At 64.7% G+C, this 13431-nt stretch carries 11 protein-coding genes and 3 pseudogenes; 5 read left to right on the top strand and 9 right to left on the bottom strand.

Annotated elements, in window-relative coordinates:
* Window positions 1-119: 119 nt before the first annotated feature.
* The 4 genes from OKW39_RS11300 to OKW39_RS11285 all read right to left on the bottom strand — a co-directional run bounded on the left by OKW39_RS11300 (window position 120) and on the right by OKW39_RS11285 (window position 4540).
* The gene (locus OKW39_RS11300; RefSeq protein ID WP_429562694.1) at window positions 120-1511 is read right to left on the bottom strand and encodes an amino acid permease; all 1392 of its coding nucleotides are present in this window, start codon (window positions 1509-1511) and stop codon (window positions 120-122) included.
* 300 nt (window positions 1512-1811) lie between these two features.
* Complete coding sequence (gene rqpR, locus OKW39_RS11295; RefSeq protein ID WP_429562693.1) at window positions 1812-2468, bottom strand: response regulator transcription factor RqpR; 657 nt, start codon at window positions 2466-2468, stop codon at window positions 1812-1814.
* 10 nt (window positions 2469-2478) lie between these two features.
* A complete protein-coding gene (locus OKW39_RS11290; protein ID WP_429562692.1) occupies window positions 2479-3366 on the bottom strand; it encodes a sensor histidine kinase in 888 nt (295 codons plus the stop codon).
* Between the two features lie 403 nt (window positions 3367-3769).
* Window positions 3770-4540 carry a ferredoxin--NADP reductase gene (locus OKW39_RS11285; protein ID WP_018419136.1) on the bottom strand — a complete coding sequence of 257 codons (771 nt, stop codon included), beginning with the start codon at window positions 4538-4540 and terminating at the stop codon, window positions 3770-3772.
* Between the two features lie 685 nt (window positions 4541-5225).
* Between OKW39_RS11285 and OKW39_RS11280 the strand changes: the two are divergent.
* Window positions 5226-5438: pseudogene (locus OKW39_RS11280) on the top strand (hypothetical protein); the annotation flags it as partial.
* A gap of 187 nt (window positions 5439-5625) precedes the next feature.
* On the opposite strand, the pseudogene OKW39_RS11275 reads toward OKW39_RS11280, so the two are convergent.
* The 3 genes and pseudogenes from OKW39_RS11275 to OKW39_RS11265 all read right to left on the bottom strand — a co-directional run.
* Window positions 5626-5834: pseudogene (locus tag OKW39_RS11275) on the bottom strand (ABC transporter permease); the annotation flags it as partial.
* Window positions 5835-5930: 96 nt separating this feature from the next.
* Window positions 5931-6206 (bottom strand): annotated as a pseudogene (locus OKW39_RS11270) (sugar ABC transporter ATP-binding protein); the annotation flags it as partial.
* Window positions 6207-6385: 179 nt separating this feature from the next.
* Window positions 6386-7438, bottom strand: coding sequence for a LacI family DNA-binding transcriptional regulator (locus OKW39_RS11265; protein ID WP_429562691.1), 1053 nt, complete (start codon window positions 7436-7438; stop codon window positions 6386-6388).
* 340 nt (window positions 7439-7778) lie between these two features.
* Here OKW39_RS11265 and OKW39_RS11260 point away from each other — a divergent pair, with 340 nt between their 5' ends.
* A complete protein-coding gene (locus OKW39_RS11260; protein ID WP_429562690.1) occupies window positions 7779-8783 on the top strand; it encodes an aldose 1-epimerase in 1005 nt (334 codons plus the stop codon).
* Window positions 8784-8829: 46 nt separating this feature from the next.
* Here OKW39_RS11260 and OKW39_RS11255 read toward each other — a convergent pair whose 3' ends face one another.
* Together OKW39_RS11255 and OKW39_RS11250 are read right to left on the bottom strand one after the other, a co-directional pair.
* Window positions 8830-9627 carry an endonuclease/exonuclease/phosphatase family protein gene (locus tag OKW39_RS11255; protein WP_090802649.1) on the bottom strand — a complete coding sequence of 266 codons (798 nt, stop codon included), beginning with the start codon at window positions 9625-9627 and terminating at the stop codon, window positions 8830-8832.
* Window positions 9628-9681: 54 nt separating this feature from the next.
* The gene (locus tag OKW39_RS11250) at window positions 9682-10242 is read right to left on the bottom strand and encodes a hypothetical protein (protein WP_090802651.1); all 561 of its coding nucleotides are present in this window, start codon (window positions 10240-10242) and stop codon (window positions 9682-9684) included.
* A gap of 270 nt (window positions 10243-10512) precedes the next feature.
* On the opposite strand from OKW39_RS11250, the gene OKW39_RS11245 reads away from it, so the two are divergent.
* From OKW39_RS11245 to OKW39_RS11235, 3 genes are all read left to right on the top strand, one after another.
* Window positions 10513-11490 carry an AAA family ATPase gene (locus tag OKW39_RS11245; RefSeq protein ID WP_187612068.1) on the top strand — a complete coding sequence of 326 codons (978 nt, stop codon included), beginning with the start codon at window positions 10513-10515 and terminating at the stop codon, window positions 11488-11490.
* A 356-nt stretch (window positions 11491-11846) separates the two neighbouring features.
* Window positions 11847-12953: an NAD(P)/FAD-dependent oxidoreductase gene (locus OKW39_RS11240; protein ID WP_429562689.1), complete on the top strand. Its 1107-nt coding sequence runs from the start codon at window positions 11847-11849 to the stop codon at window positions 12951-12953.
* 132 nt (window positions 12954-13085) lie between these two features.
* Entirely contained in the window at window positions 13086-13397 is a 312-nt protein-coding gene (locus OKW39_RS11235; protein WP_429562688.1) for a high-potential iron-sulfur protein, read from the top strand.
* Window positions 13398-13431: the final 34 nt, after the last annotated feature.

Genomic DNA, 13431 nt, shown 5'->3' with positions numbered 1-13431 from the left:
GCCGCAAAGACAAGCGCCCCGTCTGCGGAGCATGACGGGGCGCATCGATAGATCAGCGGAAAGCGAGGCCACGCTCGCGAGCATTCAGCTCATTGGCGTGGCTTCATCGAAACGGCGCATTACTTTGCCAGTTTCGAATGACGGCGCGAGTAGCCGAAATAGATGAACATGCCGATCAGCAGCCAGATCACGAACGCGCCCCACGTGATGCCTTGCAGATTCAGCATCAGGAACAGGCACGATGCGACCGCGAGCACCGGCACGACCGGCACGCCAGGGCAACGGAACGCGCGCGGCAGCTGTGGGTGCGTCTTGCGCAGCACGAGCACCGCGATCGACACCATCGAGAACGCCGCGAGCGTGCCGATATTGATCAGCTCAGCCAACACATTGAGCGGCACCAGCGCGCCGATCAGGCCGAAGAAGATGCCGACGAGCCACGTCGTGAAGAACGGCGTCGCGAAACGCGGATGCACTTTCGACAGCTTCGCGGGCAGCAGGCCGTCGCGCGACATCGCGAAGATCACCCGCGTCTGACCGTAGGCCATCACGAGAATCACGGTCAGCATGCCCAGCACGGCGCCGAGGTCGATGAAGCCGGCGACCCAGTTCTGCCCCGCGAGTTGCAGCGCGTACGACACCGGGTGCGAAATGCCCATGAACTTCCCGGACGGCACGATGCCGGTGACAACCGCGGCCACGGCCACATACAGCACCGCGCACACGCCGAGCGACGCGATGATGCCGATCGGGAGGTCGCGCTTCGGATTCTTCACTTCTTCGGCCGCCGACGACACCGAGTCGAAGCCGATGAACGCGAAGAACATCACCGCGGCCGCGCCGAACACGCCGCTCCAGCTGTGAGGCATGAACGGGTGCCAGTTGGCCGGCGTGACGTGAAACACGCCGACGCCGATCACGAGCAGCACGACGACGACCTTGATCGCAACCATGATGTTGTTGATTCGCGCGGATTCGCGCACGCCGAGCGACAGCAGCGTGGTGATCGCCATCATCACGAGGAAGGCGGGCAGGTTGAACAGCGTTTCGTGTCCGGGCACGGCGCCCGGGGCTGCGCTCAGCGCCATCGGCAGCGATACGCCGAAGCCCGACAGCAACGACTGCAGATAGCCGGACCAGCCGACCGACACCGCCGAGGTCGCGAGCCCGTACTCGAGCATCAGGTCCCAGCCGATGATCCACGCGGCCAGCTCGCCGAGCGTCGCATACGAGTACGTGTAGATCGAACCGGCGACCGGAATCGTCGATGCGAATTCAGCGTAGGCGAGCGCGGCGAAGCCGCAGGCGATCGCCGCGATCAGGAACGAGATCATCAGCGCGGGACCGGCCTGTAAGGCGCCCGTGCCGGTCAGCACGAAGATGCCGGTGCCGATGATGGCGCCGACGCCGAGGAAAGTCAGGTCGAGCGCGCCCAGCGCCTTTTTCAGGCCGGCGGTCTGAGCGCTCGCCGCAAGCATGTGCTCGACGCTCTTTTTGCGAAACAGGGACATTGGCGTGGGTCTCCAGTGGTGCACGCGTGTTGCGCGCCGAATGTCGGGAAAACCCGCGATTCTAGCGGATGCGTGTCGCCGGGCTGGTTCGCGCGCGGCGCTTTCTGGGCCAAGGCGATGGGCGGAAACTCCCGCCAGGAGGTGATTTCGAGGAGGTCTTGCGGTGCCGGAAGCGGGGCGGCGGTGAAGCTATTTACTGAATAGTCAATTGATGAGGATGGAATCTCTCCGATTGCGCCGGCGCCACGATCGGACGACAGCGGCGCAACGCCGCGGGCACGCCTGGCGGCGCCTGCTGGGCTAGCCTGCCATCGCGGGATTCAGATCGACGAGGCGGTTGCTCATTACATAGAAGGTCAGCTCGGCGTTGTTGCGCAGCTTCATCTTGTCGAGCAGCCGCGTGCGGTACACGCTGACCGTCTTCACCGACAGCGACAGCGCGGCCGCGATATCGGTGAGACGTTTGCCGGACGCGAGCATGCACAGCGTCTGGTACTCCCGATCGGACAGCTTTTCGTGCGGCAACTGCTCGCCGTCGAACGATACGTAGTCGGCGAGCGCCTCGGCCATCTCGGGGCTCACGTACTTGCGGCCCGCCGCGACCTGCTGGATCGCGCCGATCATCTGCGCGGCATCGACCGTCTTCGACAGATAGCCGGACGCGCCGGCTTTGAGCGCGCGCACCGCGTACTGGTCCTCGCGGTACATCGAGAACATCAGCACCGCGACGCGCGGCGCCTTGCGCTTCAGGCGCTTGAGCACCTCGACGCCATTCATGTCGGGCAGCGAAATGTCGAGCAGCACGACGTCGAAGCTCTGGTGGACGACCAGGTCGAGCGCTGCGGAGCCGCTTTGCGCCTCGGCGACCTCGCGCGCGACGCCGCGATCGAGCAGCAGATGGCGAACGCCCTGGCGGACCACCGCGTGATCTTCGACGATCAGGATGCGCAGGCTCATGGTCGCGGGCTCACGATTGCAGCGCGCGCCGGGCGGAGCGCGGCGTTGGGGCGGCCGCGAGCAGCGCGTGCCACGCGAAGCGGGCCTGGATCAGGGTGCCGCGCGGGGTGATGGCGCCGTTGCTGCCAGTGCCGCTGTCCTCGCCACGACCGACGCTCGTGCGCCTCGCGCTGATTCGCAGCGTGCCGTTGAATGCGGCGCAGCGCGCCTGCATGCCGGCGAGGCCGAAATGATCGCGCGGTTTTTTCTGGCCACCGCGTTCGCGCGCGCCGCGCGGCAGGCCGATGCCATCGTCGCTGACGAGGAGCCTCAGATGACGCGCACCGGTTTCGACGCGCAGGTCGGCGCAGGTCGCGCGCGCGTGCTTCGCGACGTTGTTCAGCGCTTCCTGCGCGACGCGGAACACGGCGAGCGCGGCATCGGCGGGCAGGCGCGCGAGCCGCGCGTCGCCGCTGCAGGTGAAGGTGGTGCGCAAGCCGGTGCGCATGGAGAAGTCGCGGGCCCAGCACTGCAGCGCGCCGGCGAGGCCTGTCTCGAACGACGGCGCGTGCAGTTGCGCGATGGCGTCGCGATTTGCCGCCTGCACGGCGTCGAGCGAACGATTCGCGACCGCGAGCGCGGCCGCGCATTGCGGCGGCGCGTCGGCGGGCAGCCAGGTTTCGATGCCGGCGAGCGCGAAGCGCGTCGCAGTCAACTCGGCGCCGACGTCGTCGTGCAGCTCGCGCGCGACGTGACGGCGCACGCTTTCCTGCGCGTCGACCAATTCGGCCGACAGCTCGCGTACCCGCGCGCGCAGCCGCTCGATCTCGCGCGCGGCGAGCGATGGCATGTCGAAGCCATCACGCTGCGCGGACGAAGCGAGCGCAGCGTTGAACGGGACGGCAGTCGACGTATCCATGAATTTCCCTCTCAGGAGGCGGAGTGGACGGCGAAGCGGGCACGCGCAGACGGAATCAAAGCCCGCGAATCACGAGGTTTCGCGTCGGACGAAACACGATGGCCCAACGTAACGAAATTTACATTCAGTCACAACTCTGGTGGACGACGATCGGTGCATGAATTCGTCTGATCTCGCGGCGCGATGATATCTCAAAAAGATTAAAAAAGCAGTCCCACCAAGGCTTAGCGCAGAGTCTTCAGAGATTAGATGATGTTTACTGCGGACTCGTGCTGTCAGAGGAATTCTGACAGCGAAGGTACGCAATGCGCTCCAATTTGTAACGGAGCAACAAAAAAAGAGCCCGGAGGCTCCTTTTTGGGAATTCGCGGCGCGCGGGCCGCGAAGAAGAATGCCGGCCGGCTTAGCCGACGAAGGCCTTTTCGACCACGTAATGGCCCGGCTCGTTGTTGCTGCCTTCCTTGAAGCCCGCGTCTTCGAGCAGCTTGCGCGTGTCGCGCAGCATGTGCGGGCTTCCGCACAGCATGACGCGGTCGTCCTCGAGCGAGAAACCCGGCACGCCGAGGTCGGCGAACAGCTTTTCGGTTTCGATCAGCTCGGTGATGCGGCCGCGGTTCTGGAACGCTTCGCGCGTGACGGTCGGGTAGTACAGCAGCTTTTCCTGTACGAACTCGCCGAGGTGTTCATGCGCCGGCAGGTGCTCGGTGATGTATTCCTTGTACGCGAGTTCGTCGACGAAACGGCAGGTATGCGTGAGGACCACGCGCTCGTAGCGGTCGTAAATGTCCGGATCCTTGATGATCGACATGAACGGCGCGAGGCCCGTGCCGGTGGACAACAGCCACAGCGTCTTGCCCGGCAGCAGGTTGTCGGCCACCAGCGTGCCGACCGGCTTCTTGCCGATCAGCACTTCGTCGCCGACCTTCAGGTGCTGCAGACGCGATGTGAGCGGGCCGTCCTGCACCTTGATGCTGAGGAATTCGAGATGTTCTTCGTAGTTCGCACTGGCGAGGCTGTATGCGCGCAGCAGCGGCTTGCCCTCGACCTGCAGGCCCACCATCGTGAACTGGCCGTTTTCGAAACGGAACGACGGATCGCGCGTGCAGGTGAAGCTGAAAAGCGTATCGGTCCAGTGATGGACGCTCAGGACGGTTTGTGAATTAAGGTTGCTCATGGCTTCTTGGATAGTGCGAAAACAAAGGCGGCCAGTCGTCTGAGCCGGCCGGCACGGCAAGGGCGATGCTGCGCTGACCCGTGGTCGGGACTCCCGCGCAATCCGTCATTTTACCGTGCCCGCCGGGGCGGGGCCGCGGCGCGGCGCTCGAGCGTGGTAAAGCGGGTTGCCAAACCGGGAAGCGGCGGCGCCGGCTTGCTGGCGCCGCGAAGTACGTTGGCGTGAGTGCGGCCGTGCTTCAGCGGGGTACGGCGATTCGGCGAACGCCGCGAAGGGCGGCTGCCATTGGTTGCCCGGCAGGCGCGAAAGCGACGCGCCGCAAGGGCAACATTTTCAGGATGATACCGAAAGGCGGCGTGCGCTGCAGCATTGACCCTGCTGATAAAACTGGCTAATGGGGAGGAACCCTGCCGGCGCCATCGAGATCGCCTCGCTTTCGACTATCGTTTGCGCGCCGCGATTTTTTGGGGAGTACGCCCGAGGTTGCCTCGTTTACGCAGGACGCGAGTCGCGCGAAGCCAGGCAGTGCGGTGGGTGCGCGACACTCGTCCTGGCGGCTGCGGCCGCCCATGCGAGTAGGAGGTGTCAAATGGAGGCTTCTCGTGCGATATCTGCATCCGGTTCATACACTGGCTTCGACGGGTTGGTGATACGCGCACGCGCATCGCGCCGCGTGTGTCGCGCGCCCGACCCGAAACGTCCCAGCGAAATCGTCGAGTTCACCGTCGACGGACAATTCGTCGCTCAAATGTCGGTCGACCCTGCGCCGGGCTCCGCGTTCGGCCTTGCATTCGGCCTCGCGTTCGGCCTCGATAGCAAGCGCCACTTGCAGTTCACCGCGGCAGACGACGCCACGAATACGGCGACCGTCTGGACGTTGCGCACCGACAGTCAATAAGGAAACCGGGGACGACGAGCGGGGACGTCGTGACGCGTCGGGGACGCGTCACGGTCACACGGTTTCGCGGCGAGTCTATCGGTACACAGAGATGGGTCGGGGGCGGCGATTGTGGCGGCAAGCCTCGGCCAAGTAAGGAAATTCTGTCCGATGGAATTGATGACGCCAATTCGCGGGTGCCGCTTGCTCACGCCGCCGCCACCCGCTTTTTTCCGCGCTGTTTCCACACGCGCGCCTGCAGCACGATCACGAGTAGCAGGAACACGCCGCGAAGCACGGATTGCCAGTACGCGGACAGACTGATGAACCCGAGCCCGTTCTCGAAGTTCAGCAGTTGAACACGAGCCCGAGCAGCAGCACGCCGGCAATCGTCATCGCGACGGAACCCTCGCGCCCGCGGCGACGCTCAGATTCGCGGAACGGCGCCAGGTTGATCTCCTGGTAGATCGTGCTGATGCCCGCTTCGCGCGCCTGCTTGGGCGTGCGGAAATCGAGCATCGTCGTGACGAGCTGCAGCTTGTCCATCTCGGCCATCGTGCTTTGCACGACCGTCTGGCCGTCGCGCATCACGGTCACGCGATCGCACAGCGCGTACAGCTCGTCGAGCCGGTGCGAGACGAAAATTACCGCGCGGCCGTCGTCGCGCAGCTTGCGCACGACGGTGAACAGCAGTTCGACTTCGCGCTCGTCGAGCGACGACGTCGATTCGTCCATGATCACCATCTTCGCGTCCGACGACACCGCGCGCGCAAGCGCCACCATTTGCCGCCATGACTTCCTCCAGTAACCGGTGACGGTTTATTTGCTTTTCGTGCTGCTCGGGATTGCCTCTGTCCAGCCGGGGGGCCGACGTTGGTTCGCCGGCGAGCGCGCGATTGGCTATGACCCACCGGCGCGCTGTCTTCCCGACCCGACGTGCAGATTATTTCACTCAAAATTATTATCGGTTAATCACTAATAATATTAACTGTCGCCGGTTTTGCCTCGGTAATTACCCGGACCGAGGTGCGTTCCACCAGCGGTCCGTCGAGCTTGACCGTGCGATGGCGCACCGGCGCGCCGGCTGCGCGGTTGTGCTCTTCCTGCAGCAGCGTTTCGACGGCCCAGCGGCCGAGTTCGTAGTTGGGCAGCACCACCGTCGACAGCGGCGGATGCGTGTGGCGCGCGATTTCCTGGTCGTCGTAGCCGAGGACCGACACGTCCTCGGGCACGCGCAGGCCGAGCTGCTTGAGCGCCTCGATCGCGCCGATCGCGGTCAGGTCGTTGGCGCAGAAGATCGCGGTGGGCGGATTGGCCTCGCGCATCAGCGACAGCGTCAGCTCGAAGCCGAGGCCGGGGCTCCAGTCGCCGTCGCGCACGAGTTCGGCCGCGAAAGGCAGATCGGCGGTCGCGAGCGCGGTGCGGTAGCCCTTCAGGCGGTCTTTCGCGGCGTCCTGCCACGGCTCGCCGTTGATGTAGCCGATGCGCCGGTGGCCGGCCTGCAGCAGGTACTCGGTCGCCAGATGGCCGCCCGCGACCTCGGCCGGCACCACGGACGAGAACGTGCTGTCGCCGGTGTAGCAGTTCAGCAACACGGTCGGCACCTGCGACAGCGCGCTCGGCGGCGCGACCTTGCGCGTGTAGACGGTCGCATAGATCACACCGAACACGTGCGGATTGGTGAGGACCGTGTCGAGTACCTGTTTTTCGATGTCGGCGTTGCCGTGCGTCGAGTAGACCGCGAGCATCTTGCCGCTCGCGTACGCGGCGTCGCGCGCGCCGTCGATGTTGACGACCGGGTGCGGGCTCGTCGAGATTTCGTCAGCCAGATAGACGATCAGGTTGCGCTCGTCGCTCGATGCCGCTACGGGCGCGCGCAGCGACTGCCGGTAGCCGAGGTCGTGCGCGGCCTTCAGCACCTTGTTGCGGGTCGCATCGGAGAATTTCGCGCCGGCCGCGTTGTTGAGCACGAGCGAAACGGTGGATTGCGACACGCCGGTGAGCTTGGCGATGTCGGTCATGGTGGGACGGCGTTGAGTCGATTTTTTCATTGTGCGGGCCGCGCCGAGGCGGCGCTGAAGCGGGGCAATGCCAGCGGCATCATGCTGCTGACGGTACCACTAATAATATGCGCGCGGCAACGCGCGCTAACCCGCCATTTGGGAATGGAGCGTACGGTCCGTTACCGGCCCTTTTTGAACGAATTTATTACTAATAATATTGATCAATGGCGCGGTGTCGTGCGATTCTCGCTGGGGGCGGACTGAGGTGGTCCGCCGGCCGCGGGGTGCGCGGCACGTCAAAGGAGATATGAATGCACGTTGATGCCGCTTTCCGCTCGCGGTTTCGCCTCGTCTGACCATGCGCGACGTTTCCCTGAATCCTGCCCGGCCGCGCGAGGCACATGACGTGACTCGATCGGCGACTCAACGCTCATGGCTCGACGATCCCGTGATCGCCGCGCGCCTCGTCACGTTGTCGGCCGGGGCGTTGCGAGCGGTGCTCGCGCCGGACGTTGGCGGCGCGCTCGCGGCGTTCTACGAAGTCACGCCGGAAGGTCCGTTGCACTGGCTGCGGCCGGCGCTGCCGGAAGCGTTCGAAGCGCGCGATCCGCTGCGCATGGCGAGCTTTCCGCTGTTCCCATACTGCAACCGGATTCGCGATGCGCGCTTCGCGTTCGACGGCGCGACGATCGATCTCGCCGGCAACGACCCGCGTTTCGCCCACGCGCTGCATGGCAACGCGTGGCGGCATCCGTGGCGCGTCGGGGCGCGCAGCGAAAGCGCGGTGGACTTGCACTTCGAGCACGAACCGGATGCGAGCGCGACTGGCGACTGGCCGTTTCGCTATCGCGCGCGGCAGCGTATCGAGTTGCGCGGTGGCGCGCTCCACATCACGATGTCCGCGCGGAATCTCGCCGGCCGGCCGATGCCGTTCGGCATGGGCCATCATCCGTACTATCCGCGCACCGCGTCGACGCGCATCCATGCCGACGTGCAGGCGATGTGGCACGCGGACACCGACGTGCTGCCGACGCATCTCGGCCCGCATCCCGCCGTCGACGCCTTGCGCGCGGGCATGTCGCCCGATGCGTTCGATCTCGACAACAACTTTTCAAACTGGTCGCGCGTGGCGACGATCGCGTGGCCCGACGAGCGCCGCAATCTGACGATGCGTGCCGACGCGCCGTTCGATCACCTGGTCGTGTTCGCGCCGGCCAACGATCCGCAGCTATGCGTGGAACCGGTCACGAATACGACCGATTGCTTCAACGCGGTTGGTACACAAGAACACGTCGGTGGCTGCGTATTGCAGCCGGGGGAGGAGATCGAAGCGGCGTTCAGCTGGACGCCGCTTCGCGAGTGAGGGTGGACGCGCTTTCCGTTGGCGAAAGCTCAACCAGCAGAAGCGCTCACTCCAGCCGCAACTTCGCCATATACGGCAAATGATCGGACAGCCACGCGGTCTCCTGCGTCGGCTGGATCCATTCGACCGGCTGCATGTCGCGCACGAACATCTTGTCGAGCGACAGCGCCGGCGAGAACGCCGGGAACGTGCGCGCCGGTTCGCCGAGCAGCGTCGCGACTTCCTGCAAGCCATGCTCGCGAAAGAGCGGCACCGAGTCGTTGCGCCAATCGTTGAAATCGCCGGCCAGCACGAGCGGACCGTCGGGGGCTTCCTTCGCGATCCAGTGCGCGATCCAGTCCATCTGCCGCAACCGCGCCGGACGCGTCAGCGCGAGATGCGCACAGAGCAACGTGACGAGTCGTCCGCCGAACGTCGCACGCGCGACCAGCAGGCCGCGCTTTTCGAAGCGGTGCGCGGAGATGTCCCAGCGGCCGCCGAGATCGAGCGGATGCGGCGACAGGATCGCATTGCCGTGCCGCCACGACGGCTTGAACACGTTCGGGCCGAGCGCGACTTCGAGTTCGAGCGCGCGCGCGATTTCGGTTGCCTGACAGTGCCATACGTCGGTCAGTGGATCGCCCATCGGCGTGCCGAAACTGCTCGCCAATACCGGCGACGGCATACGCCGCGCCATCGCTTCCTGCAGGAAGTATGCGTCCGCGTGGGTCGATTGAACCCAGCGCTGCATCGCCTGCCAGGCCTGAAAACCGAGCGGTGTGCGGCCCTTGTGCAGGTTCCAGCTCACCGCGACGAAATCGTTCGGCGCGAGGTTCTCGCGGATCAGTTCTTCTGGGTTTCGCATGCCGCGTTATCCACGTGTTCTGTCTAAGCGCGTCGGTAAGGCGCGCGGTTCCTGTCAGTTCGGATTGCTGCTGCCGGTCGCGGCGCCATTGCCGCTCATGCCGCCGTTCGTGCCGTTGCCGTTCGCACCGTTGCTCACGACGTTCGCATGCACGCGGTACACGAGGTTCGGATTGTGATCGACGATCGTCCAGCTCGCCCATTGATCCGGCGGCACCACGAGACCCGGGTGGCTCGCGCTCACCTGGCGCGGCTGCGGCGGCAGCTTGCAGCCGATGTCGGTGCGCCGCGCATTGTCGTCCTCGAGCGTTTCCTGCGTGTCGATCGAAAACATCACGCCCTCGGGATCGACGCGCAGCGGCGACACCGTGATCGTGCGTGACAGATCGATGCTGCCGGCCGGCTGGTCCTTGCAGCCGACCTCGTGTTGCACGACCTGGTGATGCGTATCCGTGCGCGCCTGGCCGACGGTCGTGGTGCCGTCGAACGAATCGATCTGCTGGCCATCTTTCACCACCTGCAACTGCCATTGCACGACCTGCTGCGCTGGCTGTTGTTGCGCGTGGGCGAGCAACGAAGCGCCAAGCAGCATGGCCACGATACTGGTTTTCCACATAAAAAGGATCTCCGCTTACGCGTCGCTTGCGTGGGTGCCTCGTAGCAATTAGAGAGCCATCTTACCCCCGATGGCCGCAACGATTTCTGACACGGTCGACGAGGGCCGGTTCAGCAACACTCCATTCCAGATGAGGATGGGATGCCAGCGATCGTTAGCAGCAGAGCCACATGACTGCTGGCTTGCACGCGTTTGTGTCCTCGCTACACTGGACTCGAACCGGCGCTCACAAGGCGCCGCCGCTGCAGAATCAGCCAGACGGGGTGAGCGATGACGACAGCAATGGTCAAACAGGAAATCGCCGTGGCCTCGTTCAGCCGGGTGTATGACCTCGACGAGGTCGAAAGCGCGCTGAACGGTCTCGGCGAGGGCGCGAACGAGGCGCTGCGCGCGACCTACGAAAAGATGCTGAAAACCGGCAATCTGCGATTCTGCGTGAAGCCGAACCGGATGCCGTCGATCGACGATCTGATCGGCGCGCTGCCCAATTTTTCCGCCCCGCTCGACGACATCCGCAAGCAGGTCGCGCTGTGCCTCGAAACCGAGGACCGGCTCGAACTGATGCCGATCCTGTTGCTCGGCGAGCCCGGCATCGGCAAGACGCATTTCGCGAAGCACCTCGCGCGCCTGCTCGGCACCGCGTACCAATACGTCGCGATGAGTTCGCTGACGGCGGGCTGGATTCTGTCGGGCGCCTCGTCGCAATGGAAGAACGCGAAGCCGGGCAAGGTGTTCGATGCACTCGTGAACGGCAGCTACGCGAACCCGGTGATCGCCGTCGACGAAATCGACAAGGCGAGCGGCGATTCGCAATACGATCCACTCGGCGCGTTGTACGCGCTACTCGAACACGACACCGCCCAGAGCTTCATCGACGAGTTCGCCGAGATACCGATCAACGCGGGCAACGTGATCTGGATCGCGACCGCCAACGACGAACGCGCGATCCCCGAGCCGATCCTGAACCGCATGAACGTCTACGAGATCTCGCCGCCGGACCACGCCGGCGCGCGACGCATCGCGCAGTCGATCTACGACGAGATCCGCGGCGCGCACAACTGGGGCCTGCGCTTTCCGGGGACGCTTGGCGAAGCGACGCTCGATGTGCTCAAGCGGGCGTCGCCGCGCGAGATGCGCCGCGCGATCCTGAACGGCTTCGGCGCGGCGCGCATCGCGGGACGCGACCAGATCGAGCCCGCTGATATCCGCCTCGATTACGGAAACCGGCGAAAACCGATCGGTTTTTGAGGTTTTCGGTCGGTTTTTTGCACCCAAACCCCGCTTCTCTGGAATTTGGGGAGCTGTTTCGGCAAATTTATACAGCCTGCGTTGTGAATGCTGCGGCAATTATTGCTATTTTCGATGTGGAGCGCAGAATCGAGCGCAGCTTGCGCCGCCATCGCCTGGTCGGCGCGCACGAACGTTTGTCACTTCTGTCTGTACCGAGTCGTACAATTTCCCGTGGCGGTGATAAAAAGACATAAGCAGACCAGCGGACAGATGCGTTCGACAACAAACGGAACGCGGCGGCGAGGTGCCGTACTTGTCTTCCTTCCATCGGCTGAACGAGGCAGCGCGCGGCCCAATGCGCCGCGTCAACGGATATGGATCAGATCGAATGTGTAGTGATCGGCGCCGGCGTGATCGGCCTCGCGACGGCGCGCGCGCTGGCGGCGCGCGGGCGCGAGGTGATCGTGCTGGAGGCCGCCGACGCCATCGGCGTGGGCACGAGTTCACGCAACAGCGAAGTGATTCACGCGGGCATCTACTATCCGCGCGGATCGCTGAAGGCCACGCTGTGCGTGCGCGGCCGCGAAATGCTGTATGACTATTGCGCCGAGCGCAACGTGCCGCATTCGCGCTGCGGCAAGCTGCTCGTCGCCACGTCGCGCAACCAGATTCCGCAGCTCGAAAGCATCATGGCCAAAGGGCGCGACAACGGCGTGCTCGACCTGATGCGCGTCACCGGCGATCAGGCGCAGGCGCTCGAACCGGCGCTTGAATGCGTGGAGGCGGTGTTTTCGCCGCAGACGGGGATCGTCGATAGTCATCAGTACATGCTCGCGCTGCAAGGCGATGCCGAGCGCGACGGCGCCGTGTACGCGTTCCATGCGCCGGTCGAGGCGATCGAGGCTCACAACGGCCGTTTCACCATCGCGGTCGGCGGTGCGGCGCCCACCACGATCAGCGCTGCCTGCGTGATCAACAGCGCGGGTCTGCATGCGAACGCACTCGCGCGCAAGATTCGCGGACTCGACTCGCGCCACGTGCCGCCGCTCTACTTCGCGCGCGGCAATTACTTCAGCATTTCGGGGCGCGCGCCGTTCAGCCGCCTGATCTATCCGATGCCGAACGAAGCCGGCCTCGGCGTGCATCTGACGCTCGACCTGGGCGGCCAGGTGCGCTTCGGCCCCGACGTCGAATGGGTCGATGCGATCAATTACGACGTCGATCCGCGTCGCGCGGAGTCGTTTTATGCGGCGATTCGCGCGTACTGGCCGGCCTTGCCCGATGGCGCGTTGCAGCCGGCGTACGCCGGTATTCGTCCGAAGTTGTCCGGCCCGGGCGAGCCCGCCGCGGACTTCATGATCCAGGGGCCGGCCGCGCATGGCGTGCGCGGACTCGTCAATCTGTTCGGCATCGAGTCACCGGGGTTGACGGCATCGCTTGCGATTGCGCAGCGGGTCTGCGAGCTGAGCGGGCGTCCTTGAGGCCGCGTTTGCACCGTACCGATCCGCTTATCTTTAGCATTTGGAATATCACGGGCGACGGCTACGTTGCTATGCTTGGCGAACGCTGTCATCAGAACGGCGTTGATTCCCATATAAATGGAGTGAGTCCCCATGAGTTCTTCCCGTCGTACGTTTTTGATCGCCAGCATCGGTGCGGCATCGACGCTCGCGCTGTCGCGCCAGGCGTTCGCCGACGCGCCGAAAGTCTCCGAAACCGATCCGACCGCGCAGGCGCTTGGCTACAAGGCGGACGCGAGCAAGGTCGACAAGGCGAAATTCGCCAAATACACGCCTGGCGAGCAATGCAGCAACTGCAGCTTCTTCCAGGGCAAGGCGGGCGACGCCTACGGCGGCTGCCCGATGTTCGCGGGCAAGCAGGTCGCGGCCACGGGATGGTGCAGCGCCTATAACAAGAAGGCCTGATCAAGCCTGCGCTGCGCAAGCCGGGCCGGTTTTT

The organism is Paraburkholderia sp. MM6662-R1 (assembly GCF_050436245.1).
Classification (GTDB): domain Bacteria; phylum Pseudomonadota; class Gammaproteobacteria; order Burkholderiales; family Burkholderiaceae; genus Paraburkholderia; species Paraburkholderia tuberum.
The sequence above is the reverse complement of the archived record's forward strand: the minus strand, read 5'-3'. Positions and strand labels throughout refer to the sequence as shown.